Below are 25,643 nucleotides of genomic sequence, written 5' to 3' on the forward strand. Positions count from 1 at the left end.
TTGAAATGACCGACTAGTAAATCAGAATTAATGAGGAGGGGATTTTATGGTCCGTCGCAGTATGAATCGTAACCAATTGCACGATCAGAATTTAAAATTTGTGCTTCAACAAATTTTTAATAATCATCCCACCTCGCGGATCGAGATTTCCCATCAGTTAAACCTTAATAAGTCCACGGTGTCATCACTGTATAATACCCTGATGGCCGATGGATACTTAACGGAGCTTGGCTTAGGAGAGGCCTCGAACGCGGGTGGTCGTAAGCCAACACTAATCGAAATTAATCGAAATTATGGGTTCACGTTAACGTTTGATCTGGGGTATCGCCACCTACATGCCTTAGTGACCTATCTGAATGGTCAGGTATGGAAGTATGATCGCATTGAGACTAAGGGACAATCCATCCATGAAATGATTGATCAAATCAATCACTACATTGCGGCCGTCCAAGCCGAAGATACGACCAGCCATGGCTTACTGGGGATCTGCTTTTCCATTCATGGAATCGTCATGGACAATCAGATCAAGACGTCGCCCTTTATTGATATGGATGGCATTGACTTGGAACAGGTCTTTTCTACCATGTATCAAGTGCCCGTGGTACTCGAAAATGAGGCCAACTTATCCGCCGTTTATGAGCGAGACTTCAATGGTGCCCGTGATTTGAATAGTACGGTTACCGTCAGCATTCACCGCGGGATTGGTGCCGGCATCATCCTCCAGCGTGAATTGTTTCGGGGTGAGCACGGCGATGCGGGTGAAATCGGGCAGACGGTCGTTAGCATTGAAATGGACGATGCGGGTGCCGGCCACCCGGTCCACGCGGAAGATATCAGTTCTGAGGATGCGATCATTCAGCAGTTAGAACAGAAAAAAGGAATTACAAATCTGGATCGTACACAACTAGTGGCCCTTTATCAAAAACAGGACGCTGATACGCTGGCCGTTTTGACTAAATTTACAACGGCAATTGGGGGCTTGATTTATAACCTCATGCGTAACTTGGACCCCGATGCGTTCTTTATTAACTCACCATTGGTCGAAGAAATTCCAACACTCTTGACGCAAATTCGAACGGTATATCAAAACTTAGCGCATAATGCATTGACCATTGATTTAACGCAAAATGCCCGATTAGCGACGGTTTTGGGTGGCTGTTCACTCATTACCCATCGCGCGCTAGGGTTGGATCATTATGAATTGAATTTTGAACGACCGGCTACTGAAACGACGGCTTAGATACCAAGACCCGACTTATCCTCGCGATGAGTGGGGCCTTTTTCGGTTATTTCCCGGGTTAATCGGTAATATTTTCGCAAAAGGCTTGCTAATGACGCGACGTTACCTGGTATAACGAAGCTAAGGAGGTGAGATTCATGTCAACTTATACGACCGGAGAACTGGCCAAACACGTGGGCGTTTCTGTCCGCACAATTCAGTACTATGATCAGCGGGGGTTACTCTCACCAATGACGACCGCCGGTGGTCGCCGTGAGTATACGGCCCAAGATGTTGACCGGCTACAGCTCATTTTAGTGTTAAAAGGTATGGGCCTGAAATTAGCGGCGATCAAGGATATTCTAAATAGTCCCAATGCGACTGATGTTTTACAATTGTTGCTGACAGAGCAGGTACAGCGTTTGCGTCAAGACCAGGCCGCGACAACGACCCAACTCAAGACGGTTATCGCAGTCCAAAAAGCGCTAGCTGTGTCGGGACCCTTTCCGCTCGAATCCATTCATGACATGGATCAGCTCATGACAAATCAACAGCGGTTACGTCAAGTTCATGGAAAACTAATTATTGGTGGACTAGTCATGGATGCCATTGAGGTAGCGGGGCTCGTATATGCATGGCTGACCGGTAACTGGTGGGTATTTGGCGGCGTCATGTTGCTCGCTTGTGGGGTAGCAGGATGGCTAACCTATCATTACTTTCAAGCGGTACGCTACTGCTGTCCCAACTGTCACACCGTTTTTCAACCACGATTTAAGCAGGCTTTCTGGGCCGGGCATCATCTACGGACGCGCAAATTAACGTGTCCGGCATGCGGAAAGACAACGTACTGTGTGGAAGTTACCGCTTCGCGAGAACAGGCGTAAAAAATAATCAGCCATTCTTCTGATAAGAAATGGCTGATTATTTTATTTATATTTGACTTCCAAACGACTCATCCAGTAACCCAGGGCAATGCCCAGTAGACCAGCAACGGCGCTTAGCCCCAGGGTTAACGGCGTTACGCCAGCATAGGAGATACTCTCAGCAGCGTGTGGATTGGGAACCAGAATCAGAATGGTGCTGGCCACCACGATGCCCAAGATGAAGTGATACACCCGTGAATGGAAGCGACGGATTAGATAGTCCATGGCTTTGGAAAAGAGCGCCATCGCTAGCACTGCGCCTAAGGCAATCGGTAAATAGACGCCCAGTAGGTTAAGCTGTTTAAAGCCAGTTAGCATGGGAGTAAAGAGACCTAAGATTAGGAGTAAGTTAGAGGGGCTTAACCCAGGAACTAAGACCCCCAGGGCAATTAAGGCGCCCGCCACGATGAAGCCGCCAAAGTTGGCGGGTAACGTGCCGAAGAGATCACTCATGAAGTATAAGAGCCCTCCACTGAGCAATAAGGTACCGAAAAACCAAGCCCAGTCAACGCCATCTCGGGGAGTGTGGGCGTTAGCGGTATGCATCAGGGCGGGCAACGTACCCACAATGGCTCCCGCGAAGCCCCACAGTACAATGACTTGCCAATGAGCCAACAGATACTCCAGCGGTGCCGATAATAGCGCGACGCCCGCGATGCCGCCCAGACCAACCGGCACAAAGTACCAGAAATCACGACGGAAATTTTGCCGAAAATGGGCCATGAAATTTAATAAACGTTCGTATAACCCTAAAATAGCGGCGAGCACGCCCCCGGAAACACCGGGAAGAATGAAGCCTAGGGCGATGATAACGCCTTTACAGAAACGCACGATGGGGTGATCTTGCCGATTAGTCACGAATAGGTCCTCCTCAAGGGCTAAGTTAGAGTCAGCTTACCAAAAAAATTTATGCGCGACAAGCTTACTGCGCGTAAGGCTAGAATAATTTAAACTTTTGGGGCTTAAATAATTTCCTTGACCTGGAGTTGACTCCAGCTTGTATGCTACGAATATCAAATCTCAAGGAGGTTTTCATATATGAAAACAATCAATTGGCCGTCAATGTTTTTACCGGGTACCACAGATAACTTTGTCTCTAACGAAAAAATTGTAACGGGGGTTACCGTTGAACAACTGTGGGAAAAGCTGGTCGATAGTAGTCAGTGGGAAAACTATTATGATAATGCCGATCATATTGAGTTGCTAGATCACGCGGGGAGCCGATTGGCTTTTGGTGATCGATTTAACTTTCATACGTTCGGATTCCCTATCAATGCTCAGGTAATGGAGTTGGTTGCACCGACTGATGGGGTAGCCCGCATTTCATGGCACGGCTGGCAAAAAGACGCGGCCGATGCAAACAATGACTTAGATGTGTACCATGCTTTTCTAATCGAGGCGTTGGCGGGTAAGCGTGTGCGGGTGCTGACGCAAGAGTCCCAGATTGGTCAACCAGCGGCAGATATGGCTAAGCAGACACCTAATCCTATGCTTAATGGTCATCAAGATTGGTTAGATGGGCTAGTACGTGCGGCGACTCGCTAATTCGTGATAAGCTAGTCGGCAAGGAGGGATGCACGATGAGTTATACCATTGGTGAGGTCGCTAAACAGCTTGGCCTTAGTGTTGATACGATTCGTTACTATGACAAAGCCGGGTTAATGCCGTTTGTCAAACGAGATTCAGCGGGCCGACGGCAATTCACGGCTAACGACTTGCATCTGATGGAAATGGTCATGTGTCTGAAGAATGCTGGTGTTCCGGTAGCGGAGATTGCAACCTTTGTAGACTTACGAGCGCAAGGTGATGCGAGTCTTGCAACGCGGTATCACTTACTGGAAGAGCATGAGCAAAATCTCAAGACAAAAATTGCGGATTTGCAGGACACGTTGGCTTATCTACAATTTAAAAAATGGTATTACAAAACGGCGGTTGCTGCAGGGACTGAGACCATTCACTATGAAGCAGGAACCAATGAGGTCCATCCCCATATCTTGGACGAGTATTTAAAAGTATTGGCGCAACAGCACGACACCGCAACGATTGAACGCTTGATTCATCAACGGCGACAGTGAGTTGACCGCTTGATTCATCAACGGCGACAGTGAGTTGACCGTTAGATTAGCCCAACCCGCATGGTCATGTGTGGGTTGGTTTTTTTGCCTGGTTGGTGTTGTGATTTGGTCCTTACAGCCCGCTCTGTAATCTCAGTGTGTTCTATGTTCTCTACCAAGCAATTAAGTTGTGGTTGGCGTTTAGAAAATTTATTTGGAGAGTAATTAAGCGGCTAACAATTCATACGGGTATGTGTAGATCCATGAGGCGTTATACAAAGAGACCTGTCCGCCAACACGTCTATGCCGCAAGATGATGGGGCTGGCAGGCCTTCTTGACACGTTCTAGTGGCCCACGTATAATGCAACAGTCAAATTTATTTAAGCGACTAACGACTAAGGAGGGATACTATTACAGAACTTTGTACACAGTTAAAAGGAGCTAGGATTAATCAGGGGTTGTCACAAAATGAGGTTGCGACTATTCTACACGTGACGCGACAGTCAATTTCAAAATGGGAAAATGGACGGGGATATCCGGATTTAGATAATTTGGTTCGACTGAGTGATATTTATCAGTTGTCAATTGACGAGCTCATCCGTGAGAATTCCGAGTTGGCATCTAAAATTCATGCTAATAATGCAGAAATTAAAGAGAAACAGGTTCAATTAAAAAAGGTCAACACAGAGATTCATCAAAATACCGATGAAGGTCTGATATTGACCTTGTTAGTATTAGCGTCAGCTTTAATTCCACCGATTGGTATGGTGCTGCCACTGTATGCGATTTGGCGAAATACCAAATATAATAGTCTTCATAAAACGATTATTGTCATATCGATTGTGGTTATGATTGTTAGCTTAATGGGTACATATGTGATTATTGATGATAATTGGATTACACCATCTAAGACGGTGGTTTATCAGGTTAAGTGAACGTAACGTATAACTTACCCTTTTGCATATGAGCAGATAAAGCTGCTTGATACTTAACGGCACCAATTGAACGCGTCAGATGTAGCGTCACTTTACTGGCGGAATCTTTGACCATGTATTTCTTAGTGATCGCACCAAGACGGGTACTGACCTTGATGTTTGAAACATTTTTAATTTTATTACCTGAGGTAACGATGGTATAACTGGCGGACCAAGATAACGCCGAGCTATGAGCCACATGTAAAGTTGCGGCGTCAGCCTTTACTGATCACCGCATAGAATGATGAAGCAAGTGAATACGATAGTTATAAGTTTACGCATAGATTTAACCTCCTGATTTGAGGTTAAATCTATGCGTTGAAGTACATAAGGAACGCCCCGTTTACAAGAGGGAACGATTGGATTACGTTGGAAAAGTAAGGATTAACTAGACCCAAAGTTGATATCTGAGGCCTCATACTTTGGATTTAGATGAATCCGGCTTACCTAACTTAAAAACATTCTCTACTTGTTAAAAATAGGTGGAGGGATAATAAAGATGTGTTGCAAAGTTATCTATAGTGAGGAAACTAAGTCGTTACACCTCTATATGTAAACATCCCGCTTCTCTTAAAAAGACAAACTTCTTGGTATATTTATTTCTGCTGACGTCGGCACAAAGAAATAGTAATAAATAATTGAGGAGTTGTTCTTATCAAATTTTCAAAAAAACTTTTAGACTTAGCTTTAGGCTTAGCTGCCATGGTTTCAGTGAATATTCTCTACACAAATGTTGCTAATGCTTCAGATGCAACTGGTAATTCGGATGCAGCAATGATAACGATTTCTGACTCAAATGATATTTATAAACAATTTGAGAAGGAAGCAAAATCATTGTACAATCAAGCGTTATTGCCTCAGGATCTACAGGAACAAATGCAAGCCCTTATTAAAAAGTACGATGGTGCTGAAGTTTCATATAATATTAACGAAAATGACAGTCCTAACGTTAATAATCGCGCTGGGATCATGCGATCAATTACAAAGCCAGCCTCGGTACAAGAAAAATTTGTTGACGGCGGAGTTAATGATTATGCGAAATCTAAGTTGGCGCTTGGTAAGTTATGAACCTATTATGGTACATGTGAGAACTTAATTCTTGCAGGTGGGACTATTGCAGGTGCATTTGCCGGGCCAATAGGGGCAGCTGCGGGAGCATTTGGCGGAAAAATCTTAGGAAAACGTTGTTCCCAAGCACAAAGTGACGTAAAAAAGATGATTAATAAAAAGCGATCAAAAGGAGGATGTCGTATGACGCTGACTGACGAATTTCCAATTGGATCCGTTAACTCAAAAAAACAAGTTAGTATCTAATTCAGGTGGGATACTTTAATGAGGAGGATATTATGATTTTACTCATAACGATCGGATTTATTTACCTAGTTACGGTTATCTCAATCCTTTTTTATAAACATCTTCATAAAGATTTTGAAATGTCTAATTATCAGAAGGCTATTTTAACCGTTTTAACTATTTTATTTCTTGTAGTGATTTATTCTGCCATAATGGCAACTGTAAATTGAATATCAAAATATGTATAGGGATGGCGAATAAGTTCACCTAATATTAGTAGATTACAAGCTCATAGTGGTAAAGAAACTATGAAATTGCTTGGCACGGTGCTGCAAAGAAAGGGAACATGGACGTTTATATTAGTTCCGGTATGTTGAACATGGCAAAAAACAAGGATTTAACGTATTAGCATAAATCTGCCTACTACCATTGGCGCCATTGGTGTTGCACTAGGGATTTGCTAAGGGGCACGTATTCCACTTCAAAGGTGGTAAGCATAAATCATGGTCATATCAATAAAGAGAATACTTTTAGTGTTGTTTAGCATTTTGGTTGGCGTGTTTGCGGCAATAAACTTTAAGTATGCTTTGGAAATGAGAATTATTTTGGCTGTCGCGTTTTCAATTGTAAATATTTTTTCGTCTTTGTATACGTTGTCGCATTGGAGAGAGTTACGTGAGGATCGTTATAGTCAATCGCAATACTTTTTAATGTTCATAGTAATGGAGGCTGCTTTGTGGGTATTTACGGCACTAGTTCCTAGTGGCCTGACCGGTATCGCTTCGTGGCTTTGGCTAGCAGCCATTAATCTCTGTTTTTTCGGTATTTTGGTGATCATTGCAATTTTCTATGAGAGACTTTGGAGAAAACGTTAGATAAAATTAACTGAGGTCATCACCGTGGGTTGCGATGACGGCCCCTTTTGGTGGGAGTTAGCCGGTTTCAGCAAACACTGTAACGGTAGTGAGTTGATGAAATGGAGGTAAATGGTAGTAACATGAAGATTAGGTTACGTAACTATCTTATATGCTATGTGACAATCGGGATCATGGCATATATTTTACCTGTGTTGTGGTCAACGGTTTTCAGTTTTAATTGGTCGAGTTTAAAGCGCATGTTTATTGATTTGCTAGTTGCTATTGTTGTTATTGAAGTTTTTGAGTATATTCAACGAAGAGAAAGTAGCTTCTGTAATAAGGCTTAGCATTAATCTGAGTCATTAAAGGGGAATAGTCTAAATGAAAACTAACTCACGTTGGACGGAAGCTCTAGCTAATCAGTACAGTGCTTCTACGCTAAAAAAAATTCCGTATGTGATGATAATTGTTTTATTAATATGCATCGCTTTGATGTTAGCGGGCCGTGCTTCTTGGGGATTCAGCCTGTTAACATTAGACTTTTTCATGCTGACAGACTATCTAACGGTTAAATTGGCGCAAAAGAATATCAATGTTATCTTCAGTATGTTATTGGGAACGCTAATTTCTGTCATAGTCACTGGGATAGTTATATTAGGTTTGGGTTTGTTGTTTAAATGGTGATTGCAGGACAAAACACATTCTTAATCTAATCATCAGGCCATATAAAATATCTGCTGATAGGCGCTCCGTCTATTCGTTAAGTCTTAAGCTACAGGTGTATCACTGATACAGCAGGTTATTTGGGATGATGGCTCATCCAGAGCCTGATTCTTAGTAAGCGGTTAAGCTTGAACCAGCATTCGATAGCGGGTATAATGAGACTACAAAAAAGTGACGACTGATTCGGACAGTCGCCACAAGTTCGCAAGTCTAGTGCGGTATTATGGGGAGCTACTTCTTTCTTAGAAGTGGCTTTTTTGATTATCCTATAGGCTCTAGCCAAATTGACTATCGCTAAGGATAACACGTAGGCCGCCATTGCGAACCCCACGCCCCTAATGCCTTTCTCACTAATAGAGTCATGTTCAATCGCCCCCTAGTCTAGAATGTGGGAGGACGTAACCGACTACCTTGCTGACCCAATCGCCGGGTAGCTAATCCCGGTCACTGGCGGTGTACTTAATATAGCCGACAGCGCCCTTGATGTCGATATATATTGAGCTAACTAGTTGGCTATTAGTGCAATTAAAATAAGACCAGTCTTCTCAGAAATCTACTTTCCGAAAAGACCGGTCTTATTTGAGAGTAATTACTTTTCTTTTGGCTGAGACCAGTAATGTGCCCGGGTTAACAGGTCACGCGAACGATCGTCGGCGGGGACGAAGCCACGGTTGAATAGGTGCTTGAAGTACATCATGTTATAGATAGAACCCCAGAGAACACGAAGTAGAAAGCTTAATGCTGACGTATACTGGACTAATTGTGCTTCACCACTAACACTCATCAATAGAAGCATCTGGACTCCGAGTTCAACACCCATCATACATAGGAAGTTATACCAATCAGCCCGGAAAATACTAGGGAAGGCATCAAATAAAAATGACGTCCACGAAAACCCAACCTTAGCGATCCGCATGTTTCCCGTCTCAGGATTCACGACGGTCGCGTAGTTCGGTGGCAACGGAAATCCTTGTGGACCGTCGCCGTTATTATTCTGATCGTCATTGAAGCCCTTGAAAGGATCTTGCATGTCATTTGCCAACTTTCTTAAAATTCGGTCATTAATCGTTAAATAAAAGTCTAACACGAAACAGCGTGTCTGCCTATTAATCTATTGGCGCCGCGTTAATTTAACGACTGCTTCACAGCGGGCAGTTTGGGGCATCATGTCAACGGACTGGATATACTCAACCCGATAGTCAGCCGTCAGGTCAACCAGATCTTTAGCCAGCGTCGATGGGTTGCAGGAAACGTAGACCAGCTTACTTGGCCGAATGGCAAGAATGGTTTCAATTAACGTAGCATCTAAGCCGGTACGCGGTGGATCAACCACGATGGCGTCGGGACGGAAGCCCGCCATGACCCATTTAGGCAATAGATCTTCAGCTGTGCCAACTTCATAGTGCGCATTGGTAATCCCATTAGCCGCGGCGTTAGCGTTCGCATCATCGACGGCTTCGGGAATAATTTCCATTCCGCGAACCTCGGCAGCGACATCGGCTAATGACAGCCCGATCGTGCCGATACCGGCGTAGGCATCAACGACCGTTTGCCCGGGTTGTAAGTCGAGGGCTTTCTTGGCCTCATCATAGAGGACTTCCGTTTGTGCCGGATTGAGTTGTAGAAAGGCTCGCGCTGACAGTTTGAAGGTCAAGTCGCCCAGCTTTTCCGTAATTGCCTCGGCACCAGCCAAGTGGCGAGTATCATCGCCCCATACCAATGAGGTTTCACCGGGGTTGATGTTTTGCATCACTGAGGTTACTTGGGGCAGCTCATTAGCAATGCGCTCCAGCAATTCGCGTTTATGCGGGAGCTTAGGCGAGTTGGTGATGAAGACCAATTGCACGTCGTCAGTGTGTGCCGCGGCCCGCACGACCAAAGTTTTGACAATCCCTGATTTTTGTTCTTCATCGTAGATCGGCATATCAAGGTCTTGCAGCATAGCGACCACAGCTCGCATGACGGTCATGGTGACGGGCATTTGGACGGAGCAGGTTGGTAGGTCGATTAAATCATGACTTCGTTCAGCGTATAAGCCGGCTTCGACTTGACCCTCGGCGTTACGTCGAACTTGGAATTGGGCTTTGTTGCGGTAGCCATAAGGGTCTTTCATTCCCAAGGTTGGCCGCAAGTCATAACTGTGAAAGCCCTCGGGTTGGTAACGTTCCAGGGCCTGAGCGACCACGTCTCGTTTAAAGGCCAGCTGGGCTGGGTAATCCAAATGTTCCAGTTCAAAACCGCCGACTTGATCGGCATAACTGTCGCGGGGTTCCACTCGGTGGGGGCTGGTTTTACGGATTCGGTGAACTTTAGCCCGCAAATAACGGGTAGCCACACTGGTCACCTCGACCACGGCTTCTTCGTTGGTTAAAGCACCGGGAACAAAAACGGCCATCCGTTTGTAGTACCCGATCCCTTCACCGTTAATGCCCATGCGCTTGATGGTTAGCGGGAAGCGTTGACCAACCTCGACTTGCACCCGTTCCGTTTGCCGGGCACGTCGTTGGTCTTGATGGGGCCGTTGATTGCGGTCACGATGGTAACCGCGATGGTTCTTAGATTCATAATTTGCCATATTTTCTCCTAAACTTGATGACATCTCTTAGACAAGACTGTTGTGTCCGCTGACTAACGCCATGAGGGACACAATACCGTCGCCTATTATACCAAACTTTACTGGTATTCGGGAGTTCGGCAATTTTTGGTATTTTAGAAGTCGCTTCCATAGGCAAAAACTGGCGAGTTCGGTACAATTAAAGGGATCGTTTAATTTAAGGGAGGGGTCGTTGTGAGCTTGCTAGAGCTTCACCATGTTGGGTATCGCGTTGGAGATACCCCGATTTTGCAAGACGTAAACCTCAAGATTGATAAACAAGAATGGGTGACCATTGCCGGCCCATCAGGTAGTGGCAAGTCCACGCTGGTCCGGATTATCGCATCGTTACTAAGTAAGACCAGCGGTGAGCTACAGTTTGCGGGACAGTCGATTGAAAGTTATGATCCCATCGCCTATCGACGGCGGGTCTCGTATGCTTTTCAGCAGCCCACACTATTTGGCGAAACGGTGGCCGATAACCTGGCCTTTCCGTATCAGATTCGCCAAGAACCGTTTGACCAACAACGGGCGATTACCGCGCTGGAATATGTGGGATTGGGTGAGGCCGATCTAACGAAACACGTGACCGACTTATCTGGTGGACAGCGCCAACGAGTGGCTTTATTACGAAATGTGATGATTTATCCCGAAGTACTTATCTTAGATGAAGTTACGGCAGGGCTAGATGCCGAAAATAAAACGTTTGTGTGGAATATGATTCAGCATTTTAACCAAGATGACCACTTAACGATTATTGCTATCACCCACGACCAAAGCGAAATTGAATCGGCTAAACGCTTAGTGACGATTGAGAATGGTCAGATTGTCGGAGGTGTCCAATGAACTTAGCAGTGAATAATCAATCTTTGTTGTTAGCACTCGGGTTAGTCGTAATTGCCTTAGCCATTGGTTGGAGGGAAAAGCTGGGCATTGATCGTGACATGATTATCGGGGTTGTCCGGGCCGTCATTCAACTCTTTGTGGTCGGCTATTTGCTGAAGTCGGTTTTTCGGGTTAATAATCTGTGGCTGACGCTCATTTTAATTTTAATTATTATTTTTAATGCCGGCTACAATGCCAAGCAACGTAGCAACGGGATTCCGCGAGCCTTGCCGATTTCAATTGCGGCTATTTTTCTGAGTACGGGCGTCACATTAGGCGTTCTTATGTTGGCGGGGGCCATTCGGTTCATTCCAGCGCAGATGATCCCCATCTCCGGGATGATTGCGTCGAACTCAATGGTGGCGATTGGCCTGTGCTATCGCAACTTGAACGCCCAATTCAAGCAAGAACGGCAAGCCGTTTTAGAGAAGTTGGCGTTGGGGGCAGACCTAAAGGACGCGTCACGAGATATTTTGCGTGACAGTATTAAAACGGGAATGCAACCCACAATTGATTCGGCCAAAACGGTGGGAATCGTTAGTCTACCGGGGATGATGTCGGGCCTGATTTTTGCCGGAGTTGACCCCGTTCGGGCGATTAAGTACCAGATTATGGTGACCTTCATGTTGATGTCGGCCACCAGTATTGGCTCGGTGTTAGCGTGTTATTGGGCCTACAAAGGCTTCTACAATGAGCGCAAACAGTTGATTAATTAGGAAAAATTCAGGAGGTAATGTGCTATGACACAACGAAAAGTAGCGTTGGTAACCGGAGCTTCTTCCGGGATTGGGAATGCGATTGCTCGGAGCCTGCACCGCAATGGCGTGCAGGTATATGCCGGTGCGCGACGGGTGAGCCGGATGAATGACTTAGATGACCTCGGTATTACCACGTTGGCCTTGGACGTAACGGATCCGGCGAATGTCGAGCATGTTGTTGACCGGATTGTTGGCGAGACTGGTCGGGTGGATATTCTCGTCAATAATGCCGGATATGGTCTGATGGGTGCCCTGGAAGATGTGCCAATGGATCAAGCGCAGGCCCAGTTTGACGTGAACCTATTTGGTGCGGCGCGGTTGATTCAATCGGTGCTCCCCGTGATGCGGCAACAACACAGCGGTCGGATCATTAACATTACCTCTGTGGACGGAAAGATCGCGCAGCCGCTAGCTAGCTGGTATGTTGCTTCCAAATTCGCGTTAGAAGGCCTATCCGATGCTTTGCGGTTAGAATTAGTCCCCTTAGGGATTGACACCGTCGTGATTGAACCGGGGGCGATTCAGTCAGAATGGGCTGACATTGCGGCTAACCATTTACGTGAAACGTCAGCGGTGGGGCCCTATAAACCAACAGCCGAACGGGCCGCTGCGATTTTACAAGCGGTCAAGCGCTTTTCTAGTAAACCACAGGTGATTGCGCGATTGGTCGATCGAGCGGCACTATCACGGCGGCCCAAGACTCGTTACCATGCGGGGGCTGGTAGTCAGGCAGTCATCGCCCGGCGCTTCCTATCCGATAAGACCATCGATCGGTTGTGGTGGCTAATCGGTGAAGCAACGCAACGAATTAAACGTTAAGCTAAGTTTGATTGCCGTTGCGGCAAAAACTGTTATACTAAAAATAACCAAAACACTAGGGGTGTCCACAAATGGGCTGAGATATGGCAACGCCATGATCCCTTAGAACCTGTCAAGTTCAGACTTGCGGAGGGAACGTGTCGTGGCACCCAAATGAATCATAGTCGGGCCACCGGTTTCTCTTTGTGAGTACACCGGTGGCTTTTTTTATGGCCTAACGAATAAAGTCAAGTGGTGTTGGCCCCGTTAACTAGCGGGTCATTCAGCGGAACCGGGGCCGTCATAAATCACCTGACTGGCAGATTATCCGGCTCATTTTGCTGGTACAGTCCAAGTGTTTGGTGACGCAGATGCTCGCAAAGAAAAGGGGAGGACCTTACCATGAAATTAGCTTTACTTGATGACCTACGGACCCAGAACCCAATTGTCTTTAACATCTCCAACTTTGTCACGGTGCAGGATGTGGCGAACGGCCTTAATGCGTTAGGGGCGTCGCCGATTATGTCCGAAGAACCAGCCGAAGCCGGTGAAATGGTGGGCTTGGCTGGTGGCGTGTGCTTGAACCTGGGAGCATTTACGCAAGCTCAGATTCAACAAATTCGGACGGTCGGTCAACAAGCTAACGCCCAGCATAAGCCGCTAGTGATCGATCCCGTTGCAGTTGGGGCCGTGCAGTATCGTAAGCAAGTGGCCACGGGGCTTTTGGCGGATTTCCATCCCGATGTCATCCGGGGAAACGCTGGGGAAATTGCGGCGCTAGCCGATATTTCATGGCAAGCTAAAGGGATCGATGCCGGGGAAGGTGCGGGAGATCTTGTGGCGATTGCCCAAGCCTGTGCCCAGAAGCTGGATTGCGTCGTGATTTTATCGGGGCCAACGGATATTATTACCGATGGCACGCGGGTGGTGAAGGTCCTGAATGGCACGCCATTGTTCCAAGTACACGTGGGGTCTGGTGATATGCTGTCGAGCATTGTGGCGGCTTTCTGTGCCGTGACACCGGACACTTTTGAAGCGGCGCAAACGGCTTGCTTGGTCTTTGCGGCGATTGGTCAACGGGTCGTACAAACGGTGCCTGACGTTGGTGCGGGCAGCTTCACGGTGCATTTATTAGATGCTTTACAATCCACAACGGTGGCTCAAATTGAAGCCGTTGCGGCTTATGAATAATCTCTTGGAAGGGAAGTAGCATTATGGCAAATGAATTTCCACAAACGTTAACCATCGCCGGGACTGATAGTGGCGGTGGCGCCGGTATCATGGCGGATCTCAAAACCATGCAGGAGTGTCAAGTCTTCGGTGCGGCGGTCGTTGTCGCCGTAACTGCACAAAACACACTCGGGGTGCAGGACTTTATGGCCCTGCCACAAAAATTAATTGATGAACAATTTGCGTCGTTAGCGGCCGATTTAAAAATTCGAGCGTGCAAAACCGGGATGCTGGCTGATGCGGCACACGTTCATGGCGTCGTGAAAAACCTCAAGAAGTATGATTTTGGTTTATTGACGGTCGATCCCGTGATGATTGCTAAAGGTGGCGCGGCTCTGCTGGCTGATGACGCGGTGACGACCGTACGTGATGAACTGGTGCCATTGGCGGATGTGTTGACGCCCAATTTACCAGAAGCGGAACGACTGACGGGGCTAACAATTACCGATAATCGGGGGATGGAAGCAGCGGCCGTGGCCTTACAAGATCTCGGCGCTAAGAATGTTGTGATTAAGGGTGGTCATGAAGCAACGCCCGATCAAGCGAGTGACTTTGTCTTACTGGCAGACGGCCGTTCATTTTGGTTATCGGCTACGCGGATGGATACCGTGCGCACACACGGGACAGGTGATACACTGTCATCTTGCATTACCGCAGCGCTGGCTAAGGGCGAAGACTTTGAAACGGCGATCCGCATGGCTAAAGACTTCGTGACCGCAGCGATTGCCAATCCAATTGCGGTGGGCAACGGTCACGGACCACTGAATCACTGGGCTTATAATCAAGGAGGCGCGGAATAATGTCAGTAACGTTTGAACCAGGTCTGTTACGGGCCTACTTTGTAGCGGGGAGTCAAGATGTTCCGGGGCAGGATTTGCGAGATGTCCTAGCGAAAATGTTGGCAGCTGGAATTACTGCCTTTCAATTCCGGGATAAGGCGACGAGTACCTTGACGCCGGAACAACGCTTAGCTTTGGGCCGGGATTTACGGGCACAGTGTCGTGCGGCCAACGTGCCCTTTATCGTAGATGATGACGTTGACCTCGCTTTAGCACTTGATGCCGATGGGATTCACGTCGGGCAAAGCGACCAACGGATTCAGCAGGTCATTCAGGCGGTTGCTGGCCGCAATATTTTCGTTGGGCTGTCGTGTTCGACGATGGCTGAAGTTACTGCGGCTAATGCGATTGCTGGCATTGACTACCTTGGTAGCGGCCCGATTTTTCCAACCACCTCTAAAGCTGATGCCGATCCAGTGGTGGGGACTGCCGGCCTGCAAAAGTTGGTGGCCCAGTCCCGGGTCCCCGTAGTCGCCATCGGCGGGGTTACGGTCGATTCTTTACCGGCCATTGCGGAAACGGGTGCCGCCGGTGTGGCCGTGATTACCTTACTGACGCACAGTCACAATGTTGGTGCTGATACGGCGGCGATGCGTCAAGCCTTCAGTAAATAATTTAATCGCTAAAGTGATTGTCGGCCGACCTTAAAAGGGGTATGCTTCGAGTATATCCGCAAAGGGGAGGAAGCCAATGAGCTTTTTGGAGTTAAAGGACATTCATAAGTCCTATTATATGAATAAAGTCGCGTTCCCAGTTTTAAAGGGGATTGATTTACAGTTTGAACGCGGCGAGTTTGTGTCGATTTTAGGTGAGTCTGGTGGGGGGAAGACCACCCTGATGAATATCATCGGGGGGTTAGATGCCCAGTATGAGGGGGACGTCTTACTCAATGGGCGTTCCGTTCGGGACATCTCGGCTAAGCAGTTAGACGCTTATCGGCGACAAACGATTGGCTTTGTTTTTCAAAATTTCAATTTGATTAGTCACTTGAGTATTTTGGATAACGTGTTGGTATCTTTACAGATGACGGGCCTCAGTCGCAAGGAACAGCGTGAACGCGCGGTGCAATTGCTGGACCGGGTGGGGTTAAAGGAACATATCCACAAGCACCCCAATCAGTTGTCCGGTGGGCAAAAGCAGCGGGTGGCGATCGCTAGAGCCTTAGCCTCAGACCCAGATATCATCATTGCTGATGAACCAACGGGGGCTTTGGATTCCCAAAACACGCAAGAAATTTTGACCTTGATGGATCAGATTGCGGCGGATGGCAAGTTAGTCATCTGTGTGACCCACTCCCAAGAAGTGGCGGATCACGGTACTCGGATCGTTCACATGGCCGATGGGGTGATTGACCATGATACGCGGTTAAAGGACCCGTTCCCGGTGAAAGAGCACGCGGCGTTACCAGCCAAGCACCTGAGCTTTACGGCGATGGTTAAGATGGCGTTGAAGCATATGCGCTATAATTTAAAACGAAATTTGTTAATTATCTTTGGCGCCTCGATTGGGATTTTTAGTGTTATTTTGATGTTGGGCTTAGGTCGTGGGGTCAAAGGCTATATGAACCACGAAATCTATTCGCAAATTAAACCCACGGCGGTTCAAGTCGCCCAGAATACGGATAGTCAGGACCCCAAGAAGCTCGCGGTGACGCAGAGTGATCTCGGTCGCCTGCAGAAGCTGAGTCACGTCAAAAAAGTTCAGCTCGGCTACTATGGTAGTAATGTGCAAGTGCAACGGGGCAACGCTAGTGCGACGGCTCAGGTGATGCAGACCACGACCGACCAGATGCTGGCTAAGAGCATCAAAAAAGGGCAACAACCAGCGACTGGCGAAGTCGTTTTAGGGAAAGACTTTGCGCAGAAATTCAACAAAAAACACCCGTACCGATTAATCGGCAAGTTAGTAAAGATTTCGATTACGGGGATGAACAAGCAGCATTTACCCGTTGTGATGACTAAATCACTAAAGGTGAGTGGGGTTTCTGATGGTAGCGCCGGACAGGTGCAAACCAATTTGACCACGGTTCGGCAATTGTATGCGGCTAAGAAGTTAACCTTCCATGCCAACTTTGCGACAGTGGTTATTGATAACCTCCAGAATGTGACGAGTGTTCAGGACAAAATCAAGACACTCAAAGCAAGCAACGGTAAGAAGCAGTATCAATTGACCGGAGCGGGCGCGTTGGTTTCAACGTTGAACACCTATATCCAGCTAGCCTTTTACGTGTTGGCGGCGATTGCCGGCATTTCACTGCTGGTTTCCGCGATTATGATTATTGTCGTGTTATACATCAGTGTTTCAGAGCGGACCAAAGAAATTGGGATTCTCCGAGCATTGGGGGTTCGCCGGAAAGACATTCGTCGATTATTCTTGTCGGAAGCCTTTTTCTTGGGCTTATTCTCCAGTGTGCTAGCCCTGATCTTCACGGAACTGGTCGCATATTTCGCCAATAACGTGGCGACGAAGTACATCGGCTACAGCATCATTGAGATCACCAGTAATTATATGATCTTCGGGATTGTTGTGGCGATTATCATCAGTTTATTAGCTGCTTTAGCTCCGGCTGGGCAAGCTTCTAAACTTGATCCAATTGAATCATTGGCCTACGAATAAACAGAAAGGAGGCGTCATTCCGAGCTATGTGCGGGATGACGCCTCTTTTATTTGAAATAATCATGAGCTATGAACTATTTATCACTGGCAATAAACTACTTGTAACAAATAGGCATACGTGTAACGTGATTTCGAGTAATAGAAAACAGGACCCACGGCCGTGTTTAAGTGCGGCACATCTGGGTCCTGCTTTTAAGTTGAGGAAGTTAGTTGACTAGGGCTAACTTCACAAGTTCATTCTAACATGTTCGCGGAATAAAAGCTATTACAAAAAAGTAACGATTGAAGCAAATTTGACCAGTGGTTAACACGGCGGCTAATAGTTTAACCAATAAGCTGATTCTTCCTAAAAACATTTAGCCGATATAACTGCTAATAGTTGGATCGGGCGCTATTTAAATATCAAGTATTAGCTGATGAACACTTGCAAAAACGAACTTATGTTCGTATAATAAGTGCAACCACTAAAAAGGGGGTTACGCCATGGATTATTCGCAGGAGCCGCACGGTTTATTTTTTATGATCGATAATAAATCTTTCTATGCCAGCGTTGAGAGTGTGGAACGCGGGTTAAATCCGTTGGAGTCCGTCATCGTCGTCATGTCCGAGGCCGACAACACCGGTAGTGGTCTGGTGCTGGCCGCCTCGCCAATGGCGAAGAAGTTATTTGGGATTAGCAACGTTTCGCGCCAGTATGAAGTGCCACGAGACCCCCGTATTTTAGTTGTACCACCGCGAATGAATTTGTACATTCGTAAGAATCTGCTGATTAATCGTATTTTCAGAGATTACGTTGCTGATGCTGACCTATTTCCCTATTCCATCGATGAATCAATCCTCGATATGACCAAATCGTGGCGCTTGTTTGGGGAAACACCGGAGGCCGTGGCCCGCCAGATTCAGGTACGAATTCGCCACGAATTGGGGTTATACACCACGGTGGGGATCGGAGAAAATCCGACGCAGGCCAAGTTAGCCTTGGACCTACAAGCCAAGCACGACCACGAGCTGATTGGTCGGTTAACCTATGCTGATTTTCCCGAACACATTTGGCCGATAACGGACCTGACCAAGGTGTGGAGCATTGGTCACCGCACGGCCGCCCATCTTAATCGACTGGGCATTCACAGCATGGGAGATCTGGCGCACGTTAACCCCTATGCATTGCAACAGGAGATGGGGGTTATTGGTGGGCAACTCTTCGCCTTGGCCTGGGGCATTGACCGCAGTCAGTTAACGCAGATCCGCCCAGCAAAAGAAAAGAGCTGGAGTAACTCGCAGGTTCTACCACGAGACTACCATCAACAGCGTGCTATTGAATTGGTCCTACGTGAAATTGCCCAACAGGTGATTGCTCGGATGCGGCATCACCATCAGCAGACCGCCTGTGTCAGTCTGTCCGTGGGTTTTGCTTGGGATGGCAAAGCCGATGACGGGCGCAGTGGTCTGCACCATACGCGCCGGATTGAGCCGACCGATAACGCCCAAACCATTATCCGGGAATTGGTGACGTTATTTCGTGAGCATTGGTCGGGCCAAGCCGTCCGCAATCTGGCCGTGGGGCTATCACGTTTGAGTGCCAGTGGTCACGTTCAATTGGACTTATTTCAAAATCCGCAGCGCCAGCTTAAAGATGATCGGTTCGACCGCCTCATTGATGACTTACGTGATCGATTTGGCAAGACGGCCGTCATTCCGGCTAGTAGCTTGCTACCGGGTGGCACGATGTTGAGTCGCGCCGCACTGGTAGGCGGGCATAATGGGGGGAATAGCTATGATTGATGAACAGGCCGAAACCAAGCTTATCTTGACCCGACTGGCGCCCTTATTTACGGCTCAGTGGCATTGCCAGTATCGGATTGACGTCGTTAACAATCCCTATGGCGCGGCGATTAATTTCTTCTTGGACATTCGCCGAACACATCATCGGGAGCGTTCAATCCCGCTCCACACTGTAGCCACGCAAGACTTAGAGGTATTAGAGCGTGTTGTGTGGGGCATTCGACAAGAAACGGCGCTGACCTTAAATTTTGTGAATTTTGGTCACGTCCGGTGGCCGATCAGTCAACGCTGGATTCGCTAAGGATGTGGATGGTATGTTAAAAAAGGAACCGGATGACCGGCTGGCGACGCAATTCTTTCAACGGGATTATCAAGATCGGGGAATGTTGAAGTGGGGCGGGTTTTACTTATCGGATCACACGAGTGCGTTGCGTAAAATGCACGCTGCTGAACAGCAAGAAGCGCCGCAACCTCGTCAGTCTGTGGCGGTAATTAGTGAACGGCTGGCGTTGGCCTGGCGGACACATCACCACGTGCACTTTCAACTCAACGTGGTGGATGCTAACCAAGCGGTCACCGTGCTTGACGGGGTCGTGGCCGGGGTGGCGGATGACCAGATTATGGTGCAGTTGCCCGCGGGTAACTATCGCCAACTAGCCTTGACGGCAATTCGTTGTGTCACTGTGGCGGCTCAGTAAACACAAACGGCGTTCATCACACTGCAGTTGTGTCATGAACGCCGTCATCAGAGATTGAGTTATGGTTGTGACTCAGGCGGGATCAAGCCCGCCTCGGGGCCAGTATAACATGGTCACCGGCGTTTGTTTAGGCCGCCTGACCGGTTTTATTTTAAGGAATTAGCGCAATTAAAAAGGCGAACATCTCCGCTGGACCACTCACCGGAGATGTTCGCCTTTATTATACGTTAGAAAGTGGCATGTGTCGTCTGCATTAACTCGGCCCCTTTGTTGACCAGAAGGTAGCCGGAACCGTTGCTCGTGAATTGTAAGCCTTCAAATTCACGATGGCCGTTCAGGTTCGTCCCTTCAACTTGGCTAGCTTTGAGCTTGCCCAGTTTGCTGACGGGAATGGAAGCAAGACTGCTATCGGAGACAAAGTAAAGTCGGTTCCGCTTGGCGTTGTATGCCATTGATTGCGGCTTGGTTCCCGGTGCGTACCGCAAGCCCTGCATGATTAAATGAAAATGAACGGACTTGGTGCTGATGGTCCCTTGGTAAATCTTAACCGCGCCCTTAGGTGCCCAGCCACCGTTTGAGTAGGTGAAGAAGTAGGCTTTTCCGTGCTTATCAAAGGTCAGATTAGACCCCATCGGTACCGTATTTTTCAGGGTGAAATTGACCTTGGTGCTTGGTTTCAACGTCTTGGTTGATACCTGTTGCACGTTAGACTTCACGGCGCCTGGCTTACCGATGAACCACAATTGGCCATTCTTAGGATTGCGAGCGAGGGATTGACCGTGGCCGGTATTGAAGAGTGGGCCAACAGTCACATTCTTTAAGATGGCTTTGTCCGTTGCGGTTAACTTGCCAACGGAATGGTCGTAAGTTGCACGCCGTAGGGCATCCATATGCGTGCTGGTAATGCCAAAGTGACGCAGGGCCCCTAGATTGTAGCGAATAATACGGCCGGTTGTACTCTGACTGCTAGTCGTGATGAGTTCGTAGAGTGTGTTGCCGTTGGGGGTCAGCACTTCACTTTGGGGGTTGCCCCAGTCAGCTGACCGCTGATAAGTTACGGGTAAGAAGACGTTGGACTTAAAAGTAACGGCCTTGCCCTTAGTGCTACTGATTTGGGTTGGACTGGTCTGGAAAATATTGGTGTAGCTTTGTTGAAAGGCGTAGCGCTTAACGAATAAGTTCTGGTTCTTCACGGTTTTATACTTTTTGACGTTGTAGGTCGCTAAGGCGTTACCGTGTTGAGTGGTGGTCTTGGCGTGGGCACTTAAAGCCGAGCCCCCCACTAATAAAGCAGCGATTGTCGCTGCGAGTAACCAATGTCGTGTTTGGATCATGTGTGTTCTCCTCCAGTAAGTAAACTGTCATAACATATCTATTTATAGCACAAATCACTTAATATGTAATCGAAAACATCAAAAAAATAAACAGTTTAAGCGTAAAATACCGCACATTTTGGATAATTTAGCATCTATGGTAATTGGGGGACCGGGCGCCGTAGCGGGGTATTTTGGGGGTAATCTACCGGAAAAAAGCCATAAAAAACCGCCCGTTTACCGAAAAAAACCGCATTAGGCGCACGGGCAACCTTCCGGTAAAGTGGGGATTGTTCCATGGCCATGGATCATCACGCAACGAAAGGATGAGCCATATTGGAGACGACTCAGGCAGCCGCCTACCGCTTTTTGTATCAAGGAGACCACGAAACAATTCTATATGCGGCGTTAAAACGCCTGCATATTGGCCGTAATCATGCGGATTATGAGGATTATTTACAGGAGGCCCGCCTCCTGTTCCCAGAGATCTATGCCGCTTTCCCCGAGGACCCGGAAGCCAAGCCGCACCACTTTTTGGCCTACGCCCAGCAGAAACTCTATTGGGCCTTACTGGACCGCTTGCGTCGTGAATTACGCCTGCAAGACCGTCAAGCTGTGGGCGATCAGGGGGAATTGCTAACGACCGTGGCCAGTGACGAGGATATTTTAGAGGCTATCGGTCAAGCCGATTTTCGGGAATATCTGTTAAAAGTCATTGGGGGTGCGGGTAGCACGGGAGAATGGCGTTATCTGGTTGGCACCATGATTGACCAATTATCCCCCGATGAGATTGCCGAACGCCACGCGGTGAACCGAGCCACGGTCTTTCGCTGGCGCCGTTCGGTAGTGCGACGACTGGTACAGGCTTTGACGCCACCAGATAAATTTTAAAAATATTGGCAAATCGTGCGACTTTTTCCGGCGGAATTTCGTTAGTAAGAGTGTAAGGGTTGGCCAATCACTTACTACTAACGACCCACGAGAGGAGTTTCACCATGCAAACCAACTGGCAGAAGACCACCATCACATTTATCCTCGGCACCGACGACCAGCCGGCCAAAATCACGTTACAACACGCGATTGCGACACCGGATGCAAAGCAAGTCAAGGCCTTCGGCGGGTATCTGGCGGGGCTGACGGGGTTACCATTCCGCACCGCGCTGGTCGCTACCCAAAATGCTGTTGCCTAATTCAGAAAGGATGGGATTGAATGAAGACACTGGAATTAAGCTTTAAAGGCTCCGATATGCGGGTTAAACATTTACGGTTGAAGTACGTGAACACGGAACTTACGGCAGATGATGTGACGGCAGTGATGAACCAGATGGCTAAAGCCAAGTTGTTCGTAAAGGATGGGGTTAATTTGTACGCCGATCCACTACGGGCTGATATGGTTGAGACCACGAAGACGACCTTGATGGCCGTTGACACCGCACCAACCGCTTAACCGTTTGGGACTTAACGCAACGAGTAAAGAACGGCTAAGCAGCATCAAGTAACGCGTAACTGATAAAAAAATCGATACTGGCAGCGGATTAAAGCTGCGAGTACCGATTTTTGGGTGGCATTAGTTAATGTGGGGATGTTCTAGGACTTTATCCGGATAAGTTGTGGTCACGTAGTCCGTAATCGCCGCAATCATCTTGGCAGTTGAGGGCGCTTTGGCCTGTTCGGAGTTCACGACAAGGCAGATGGTGCGGTAGAAGCGTGTGTCAAATGGATAGACGTTCACGTTCCCCGACAGACGTTCTAGTGCCAGCTCTGGGAGAATGCCCATGCCCATGCCGGCCTCGACCATGGCTAAGATGGATTGGTCGTCAATCGAGAAGCGTAACGCGTTGGGCCGAATCTGGTAATGGTCGAGAGCTGCCTTCGTGTCCTTATCGTAGTCGCCGCGTTGCAGAATAAAATTCTGGTCGACCAGATCGGCGGCCGTGACCGTCGTGCGGTTGGCTGGGATAAAGTCGCGGGGCGTGATGCAGTAGATTTCATCCTTAACCAGCGGCAACACGGTTAGCTTTTCAGCCACGGGGAGGGCGGAGAGTCCGAGGTCCAGGCGTCCGGTCTTAACGGCAGCGGCAATGTCGCTGAACCCGGCTTGAACCAAGTTGATATCAATTTGTGGGTAAGTTTGTTTGAACTGCTGAATGATGGGTGGGAGCCAAGTGATGCAGACGGAAGAAAAGGCGCCCAACCGTACGGAACCGGCATTCAACCCGTTGATATTGGCAGCAGCCTGTTGGAGCCGATCTTCGGCGTTAATTACGCCCTGAATCAAGGGGAGAATACTTTGACCGTCGGGGGTTAGCTCAACGCCGGTTCGGTTACGAATAAAGAGGGGAAATCCCAGCTCCTTTTCTAACTGATTGACGGAATGGCTAATGGCTGACGGGGTGACATTAAGTGTCTGCGCCGCCCGATAGAAGGTTTGTTCTTGAACGATGGCCTGAAAGACGCGGTAGGCAAAAGGTAACATGAGTGGGCACCTCCGAAAGATGAATGAGATTCAACTTGATGGAATCTGATTGAATAGAAATAAGTGCTCTTAGTTTAGCATAAATTTGGCGCAACAGCCGAAAAGAATTGGCGTTTAGTTGGGTTAGGGTGCTGAATCAGTTATGCTATAACCGAAAAAAACCAGTGACGGTGGTCGCTGGGGCGTTAACTGGGGATGGAATGGGACAATGAAAGGTGTGATCACATGACGATTCGATTAGCGAAACGGGTGAATTTGGCGGTACCGTCAGCGATGAGTGGCTTGTATCCGGCTAACCTGAGCGCAGATGCCGTCTCATTTGCAGCCGGACAACCTAACGAACGGTATTTTCCAACGGTGGCTATGAAACGGGCAATTGATCAGGCGCTGAATCAGGGCGGACAGCATCTCTTCCAGTACCATGATGTTCTAGGCAATCCGGAACTTCGAGCACAATTGGCGGCGCGGATTGCCCGCACCGGTGGGGTATCAGCCACGCAGGATAATGTCGTCTTGACGGTTGGTGGTCAACAGGGATTAGAAGTCATCGCTAAGACGGTCTTGAACCCCGGCGATGATGTTATCGTGGAAGGACCCTGCTACTTCGGCGCGCTGGGCGCATTTGACCTGTGCGAACCCACTTACCATACGGTACCATTGCAGGCGGATGGCGTGGATCTCGAACAGTTAGAGGCCACGCTCAAGCAATATCCGGAAACGAAGCTGTTATACACGGTGCCAGACTACCAGAATCCGACTGGGGTGACGATGAGTGTGGCTAAGCGGCAACGCTTAGTGGCGTTAGCCAATCAATATGATTTCGTAATTCTGGAAGATTCGCCGTACCGGGATCTGGGCTATACGGGGACGCCACTGCCGACAATCAAGCACTTTGATACTCAGGGGCGGGTCGTTTTTCTCTCCAGCTTTTCGAAAATGTTGGTGCCCGGCCTTCGCGTGGGCTGGTTAGTGGCAGATGGTGATCTGTTGGCGGGAATTCAGAAGATGTTATTGGCTAGTAATCTGGGCGCGGCAAGTGTCGTCCAGGAAGCCTTAGCTAATTATATGAAGGAAAATGATTTAGATGCGCACATGGTGGAGCTGAAAAACCACTATCATGAGCAGCATGATGCCATGATGGCAGCGATTCAGAAGTATGTACCGGATGTTGTGACCGTGACGCACCCGACCGGTGGCTTCTATTATTGGGTGACGTTACCGCAGGGTGTCGATACGACTGCGGTTTTAGCTAATATTGCGGCACCACAAGCCCACGTGACGTATATTCCCTCGGCCAACTTCTATCCGCAACACGATGTGCATAATGGCTTGCGCCTGAGTTATAGTGGCGTGACCCCGGCACAGATTGATGCGGGGATGCGCCGACTGGGACAGGTGCTAGAGACGGCGATTAAACGGGCCCAGCCAGTACCAGAAGCATAATATAGAAGAAAAGGGCAAACAAAAAGGCCGGCGAGAACATTTCGCCGGCCTTTACCTTAAAGAAGTTAATCGTTTCCGTTCTCCGCGGAAGCGATCACTTTAAGGTAACTATTTCCAGTTGCCAAAAAGCATCACCCCCTTTCATTTGATGCCTGTAGTATGGACCCA

General features: G+C 48.1%; 26 protein-coding genes and 1 riboswitch. Of the genes, 20 read left to right on the forward strand and 6 right to left on the reverse strand.

Going from position 1 to position 25,643, the window contains the following annotated elements; all coding sequences use genetic code 11:
* The first annotated feature begins 46 nt into the window (after positions 1–46).
* Both FC61_RS07505 and FC61_RS07510 read left to right on the forward strand, forming a co-directional pair.
* Complete coding sequence (locus FC61_RS07505; protein WP_024526251.1) at positions 47–1,240, forward strand: ROK family protein; 1,194 nt, start codon at positions 47–49, stop codon at positions 1,238–1,240.
* A 137-nt stretch (positions 1,241–1,377) separates the two neighbouring features.
* Complete coding sequence (locus tag FC61_RS07510) at positions 1,378–2,103, forward strand: MerR family transcriptional regulator (RefSeq protein ID WP_021742920.1); 726 nt, start codon at positions 1,378–1,380, stop codon at positions 2,101–2,103.
* Positions 2,104–2,145: 42 nt separating this feature from the next.
* On the opposite strand, the gene FC61_RS07515 is transcribed toward FC61_RS07510, so the two are convergent.
* Positions 2,146–3,000 carry a DUF368 domain-containing protein gene (locus FC61_RS07515; protein WP_011668884.1) on the reverse strand — a complete coding sequence of 285 codons (855 nt, stop codon included), beginning with the start codon at positions 2,998–3,000 and terminating at the stop codon, positions 2,146–2,148.
* A 180-nt stretch (positions 3,001–3,180) separates the two neighbouring features.
* Here FC61_RS07515 and FC61_RS07520 point away from each other — a divergent pair, with 180 nt between their 5' ends.
* The 3 genes from FC61_RS07520 to FC61_RS07530 all read left to right on the forward strand — a co-directional run bounded on the left by FC61_RS07520 (position 3,181) and on the right by FC61_RS07530 (position 5,132).
* Positions 3,181–3,687 (forward strand): SRPBCC family protein, encoded by a 507-nt coding sequence (locus tag FC61_RS07520; protein ID WP_011668883.1) that lies wholly within the window; start codon positions 3,181–3,183, stop codon positions 3,685–3,687.
* Positions 3,688–3,722: 35 nt separating this feature from the next.
* Positions 3,723–4,217 (forward strand): MerR family transcriptional regulator, encoded by a 495-nt coding sequence (locus FC61_RS07525; RefSeq protein ID WP_011668882.1) that lies wholly within the window; start codon positions 3,723–3,725, stop codon positions 4,215–4,217.
* 390 nt (positions 4,218–4,607) lie between these two features.
* Complete coding sequence (locus FC61_RS07530; protein WP_035465133.1) at positions 4,608–5,132, forward strand: helix-turn-helix domain-containing protein; 525 nt, start codon at positions 4,608–4,610, stop codon at positions 5,130–5,132.
* Here FC61_RS07530 and FC61_RS07535 read toward each other — a convergent pair.
* Complete coding sequence (locus FC61_RS07535) at positions 5,125–5,370, reverse strand: hypothetical protein (protein WP_021742918.1); 246 nt, start codon at positions 5,368–5,370, stop codon at positions 5,125–5,127. The genes FC61_RS07530 and FC61_RS07535 overlap by 8 nt on opposite strands.
* A gap of 503 nt (positions 5,371–5,873) precedes the next feature.
* Between FC61_RS07535 and FC61_RS07540 the strand changes: the two genes are divergently transcribed.
* Positions 5,874–6,239, forward strand: coding sequence for a hypothetical protein (locus tag FC61_RS07540; protein ID WP_021742917.1), 366 nt, complete (start codon positions 5,874–5,876; stop codon positions 6,237–6,239).
* A gap of 2,394 nt (positions 6,240–8,633) precedes the next feature.
* Here FC61_RS07540 and FC61_RS07560 read toward each other — a convergent pair.
* Together FC61_RS07560 and rlmD are read right to left on the reverse strand one after the other, a co-directional pair.
* Complete coding sequence (locus tag FC61_RS07560) at positions 8,634–9,074, reverse strand: hypothetical protein (RefSeq protein ID WP_024526256.1); 441 nt, start codon at positions 9,072–9,074, stop codon at positions 8,634–8,636.
* Between the two features lie 81 nt (positions 9,075–9,155).
* Entirely contained in the window at positions 9,156–10,619 is a 1,464-nt protein-coding gene (gene rlmD / locus FC61_RS07565; protein WP_011668880.1) for a 23S rRNA (uracil(1939)-C(5))-methyltransferase RlmD, read from the reverse strand.
* A gap of 213 nt (positions 10,620–10,832) precedes the next feature.
* Here rlmD and FC61_RS07570 point away from each other — a divergent pair, with 213 nt between their 5' ends.
* The 10 genes from FC61_RS07570 (at position 10,833) to FC61_RS07620 (ending at position 20,243) form a co-directional block, all read left to right on the forward strand.
* Positions 10,833–11,483: an ABC transporter ATP-binding protein gene (locus FC61_RS07570; RefSeq protein ID WP_021741677.1), complete on the forward strand. Its 651-nt coding sequence runs from the start codon at positions 10,833–10,835 to the stop codon at positions 11,481–11,483.
* The gene (locus FC61_RS07575) at positions 11,480–12,238 is read left to right on the forward strand and encodes an ABC transporter permease (protein ID WP_021741676.1); all 759 of its coding nucleotides are present in this window, start codon (positions 11,480–11,482) and stop codon (positions 12,236–12,238) included. The genes FC61_RS07570 and FC61_RS07575 overlap by 4 nt, the downstream gene beginning before the upstream one ends.
* 24 nt (positions 12,239–12,262) lie before the next feature.
* Positions 12,263–13,099 (forward strand): oxidoreductase, encoded by an 837-nt coding sequence (locus tag FC61_RS07580; protein ID WP_021741675.1) that lies wholly within the window; start codon positions 12,263–12,265, stop codon positions 13,097–13,099.
* A 47-nt stretch (positions 13,100–13,146) separates the two neighbouring features.
* Positions 13,147–13,252: riboswitch (TPP riboswitch) on the forward strand.
* Between the two features lie 228 nt (positions 13,253–13,480).
* Entirely contained in the window at positions 13,481–14,269 is a 789-nt protein-coding gene (gene thiM, locus FC61_RS07585) for a hydroxyethylthiazole kinase (RefSeq protein ID WP_011668876.1), read from the forward strand.
* 23 nt (positions 14,270–14,292) lie between these two features.
* Positions 14,293–15,108 carry a bifunctional hydroxymethylpyrimidine kinase/phosphomethylpyrimidine kinase gene (gene thiD / locus FC61_RS07590; protein ID WP_021741672.1) on the forward strand — a complete coding sequence of 272 codons (816 nt, stop codon included), beginning with the start codon at positions 14,293–14,295 and terminating at the stop codon, positions 15,106–15,108.
* Positions 15,108–15,761 carry a thiamine phosphate synthase gene (gene thiE / locus FC61_RS07595; protein WP_042516707.1) on the forward strand — a complete coding sequence of 218 codons (654 nt, stop codon included), beginning with the start codon at positions 15,108–15,110 and terminating at the stop codon, positions 15,759–15,761. The genes thiD and thiE overlap by 1 nt, the downstream gene beginning before the upstream one ends.
* Before the next feature lie 76 nt (positions 15,762–15,837).
* Positions 15,838–17,763: an ABC transporter ATP-binding protein/permease gene (locus FC61_RS07600; RefSeq protein WP_021740876.1), complete on the forward strand. Its 1,926-nt coding sequence runs from the start codon at positions 15,838–15,840 to the stop codon at positions 17,761–17,763.
* Positions 17,764–18,246: 483 nt separating this feature from the next.
* Positions 18,247–19,545 carry a Y-family DNA polymerase gene (locus FC61_RS07610; protein WP_021740875.1) on the forward strand — a complete coding sequence of 433 codons (1,299 nt, stop codon included), beginning with the start codon at positions 18,247–18,249 and terminating at the stop codon, positions 19,543–19,545.
* On the forward strand, positions 19,538–19,846 hold the full coding sequence (locus tag FC61_RS07615) for a hypothetical protein (protein WP_021740874.1): 309 nt from the start codon (positions 19,538–19,540) through the stop codon (positions 19,844–19,846). The genes FC61_RS07610 and FC61_RS07615 overlap by 8 nt, the downstream gene beginning before the upstream one ends.
* 13 nt (positions 19,847–19,859) lie before the next feature.
* On the forward strand, positions 19,860–20,243 hold the full coding sequence (locus tag FC61_RS07620) for a hypothetical protein (RefSeq protein WP_042516708.1): 384 nt from the start codon (positions 19,860–19,862) through the stop codon (positions 20,241–20,243).
* 227 nt (positions 20,244–20,470) lie between these two features.
* Here the strand turns inward: FC61_RS07620 and FC61_RS07625 are convergent, their stop codons facing one another.
* Positions 20,471–21,577, reverse strand: coding sequence for a hypothetical protein (locus tag FC61_RS07625; RefSeq protein ID WP_021742360.1), 1,107 nt, complete (start codon positions 21,575–21,577; stop codon positions 20,471–20,473).
* A gap of 315 nt (positions 21,578–21,892) precedes the next feature.
* On the opposite strand from FC61_RS07625, the gene FC61_RS07630 reads away from it, so the two are divergent.
* The 3 genes from FC61_RS07630 to FC61_RS07640 all read left to right on the forward strand — a co-directional run bounded on the left by FC61_RS07630 (position 21,893) and on the right by FC61_RS07640 (position 23,003).
* The gene (locus FC61_RS07630) at positions 21,893–22,447 is read left to right on the forward strand and encodes a hypothetical protein (RefSeq protein WP_021742358.1); all 555 of its coding nucleotides are present in this window, start codon (positions 21,893–21,895) and stop codon (positions 22,445–22,447) included.
* 104 nt (positions 22,448–22,551) lie between these two features.
* Positions 22,552–22,746, forward strand: a complete 195-nt coding sequence (locus FC61_RS07635; protein WP_021742357.1) for a hypothetical protein — start codon at positions 22,552–22,554, stop codon at positions 22,744–22,746.
* Between the two features lie 20 nt (positions 22,747–22,766).
* On the forward strand, positions 22,767–23,003 hold the full coding sequence (locus tag FC61_RS07640; RefSeq protein WP_011668868.1) for a DUF2922 domain-containing protein: 237 nt from the start codon (positions 22,767–22,769) through the stop codon (positions 23,001–23,003).
* Positions 23,004–23,123: 120 nt separating this feature from the next.
* Here FC61_RS07640 and FC61_RS07645 read toward each other — a convergent pair whose 3' ends face one another.
* Positions 23,124–24,032, reverse strand: coding sequence for a LysR family transcriptional regulator (locus FC61_RS07645; RefSeq protein ID WP_021742356.1), 909 nt, complete (start codon positions 24,030–24,032; stop codon positions 23,124–23,126).
* A 225-nt stretch (positions 24,033–24,257) separates the two neighbouring features.
* Here FC61_RS07645 and FC61_RS07650 point away from each other — a divergent pair, with 225 nt between their 5' ends.
* The gene (locus FC61_RS07650) at positions 24,258–25,475 is read left to right on the forward strand and encodes an aminotransferase-like domain-containing protein (RefSeq protein ID WP_035464925.1); all 1,218 of its coding nucleotides are present in this window, start codon (positions 24,258–24,260) and stop codon (positions 25,473–25,475) included.
* Positions 25,476–25,643 lie beyond the last annotated feature (168 nt).

The organism is Levilactobacillus brevis ATCC 14869 = DSM 20054 (genome assembly GCF_001433855.1).
In the GTDB taxonomy this organism is placed as follows: Bacteria; Bacillota; Bacilli; order Lactobacillales; family Lactobacillaceae; genus Levilactobacillus; species Levilactobacillus brevis.

Excerpts from the sequence above, each read along its gene's own strand:
- FC61_RS07600 (WP_021740876.1), top strand. The coding sequence starts at position 15,838 with ATGAGCTTTTTGGAGTTAAAGGACATTCATAAGTCCTATTATATGAAT.
- FC61_RS07645 (WP_021742356.1), bottom strand. The coding sequence starts at position 24,032 with ATGTTACCTTTTGCCTACCGCGTCTTTCAGGCCATCGTTCAAGAACAA.
- FC61_RS07510 (WP_021742920.1), top strand. The coding sequence starts at position 1,378 with ATGTCAACTTATACGACCGGAGAACTGGCCAAACACGTGGGCGTTTCT.
- FC61_RS07505 (WP_024526251.1), top strand. The coding sequence starts at position 47 with ATGGTCCGTCGCAGTATGAATCGTAACCAATTGCACGATCAGAATTTA.
- FC61_RS07525 (WP_011668882.1), top strand. The coding sequence starts at position 3,723 with ATGAGTTATACCATTGGTGAGGTCGCTAAACAGCTTGGCCTTAGTGTT.
- FC61_RS07560 (WP_024526256.1), bottom strand. The coding sequence starts at position 9,074 with ATGCAAGATCCTTTCAAGGGCTTCAATGACGATCAGAATAATAACGGC.
- FC61_RS07625 (WP_021742360.1), bottom strand. The coding sequence starts at position 21,577 with ATGATCCAAACACGACATTGGTTACTCGCAGCGACAATCGCTGCTTTA.
- FC61_RS07640 (WP_011668868.1), top strand. The coding sequence starts at position 22,767 with ATGAAGACACTGGAATTAAGCTTTAAAGGCTCCGATATGCGGGTTAAA.
- FC61_RS07540 (WP_021742917.1), top strand. The coding sequence starts at position 5,874 with ATGGTTTCAGTGAATATTCTCTACACAAATGTTGCTAATGCTTCAGAT.
- FC61_RS07635 (WP_021742357.1), top strand. The coding sequence starts at position 22,552 with ATGCAAACCAACTGGCAGAAGACCACCATCACATTTATCCTCGGCACC.
- FC61_RS07615 (WP_021740874.1), top strand. The coding sequence starts at position 19,538 with ATGATTGATGAACAGGCCGAAACCAAGCTTATCTTGACCCGACTGGCG.
- thiE (WP_042516707.1), top strand. The coding sequence starts at position 15,108 with ATGTCAGTAACGTTTGAACCAGGTCTGTTACGGGCCTACTTTGTAGCG.
- FC61_RS07610 (WP_021740875.1), top strand. The coding sequence starts at position 18,247 with ATGGATTATTCGCAGGAGCCGCACGGTTTATTTTTTATGATCGATAAT.
- FC61_RS07650 (WP_035464925.1), top strand. The coding sequence starts at position 24,258 with ATGACGATTCGATTAGCGAAACGGGTGAATTTGGCGGTACCGTCAGCG.
- FC61_RS07580 (WP_021741675.1), top strand. The coding sequence starts at position 12,263 with ATGACACAACGAAAAGTAGCGTTGGTAACCGGAGCTTCTTCCGGGATT.
- FC61_RS07520 (WP_011668883.1), top strand. The coding sequence starts at position 3,181 with ATGAAAACAATCAATTGGCCGTCAATGTTTTTACCGGGTACCACAGAT.
- FC61_RS07620 (WP_042516708.1), top strand. The coding sequence starts at position 19,860 with ATGTTAAAAAAGGAACCGGATGACCGGCTGGCGACGCAATTCTTTCAA.
- rlmD (WP_011668880.1), bottom strand. The coding sequence starts at position 10,619 with ATGGCAAATTATGAATCTAAGAACCATCGCGGTTACCATCGTGACCGC.
- thiM (WP_011668876.1), top strand. The coding sequence starts at position 13,481 with ATGAAATTAGCTTTACTTGATGACCTACGGACCCAGAACCCAATTGTC.
- thiD (WP_021741672.1), top strand. The coding sequence starts at position 14,293 with ATGGCAAATGAATTTCCACAAACGTTAACCATCGCCGGGACTGATAGT.
- FC61_RS07575 (WP_021741676.1), top strand. The coding sequence starts at position 11,480 with ATGAACTTAGCAGTGAATAATCAATCTTTGTTGTTAGCACTCGGGTTA.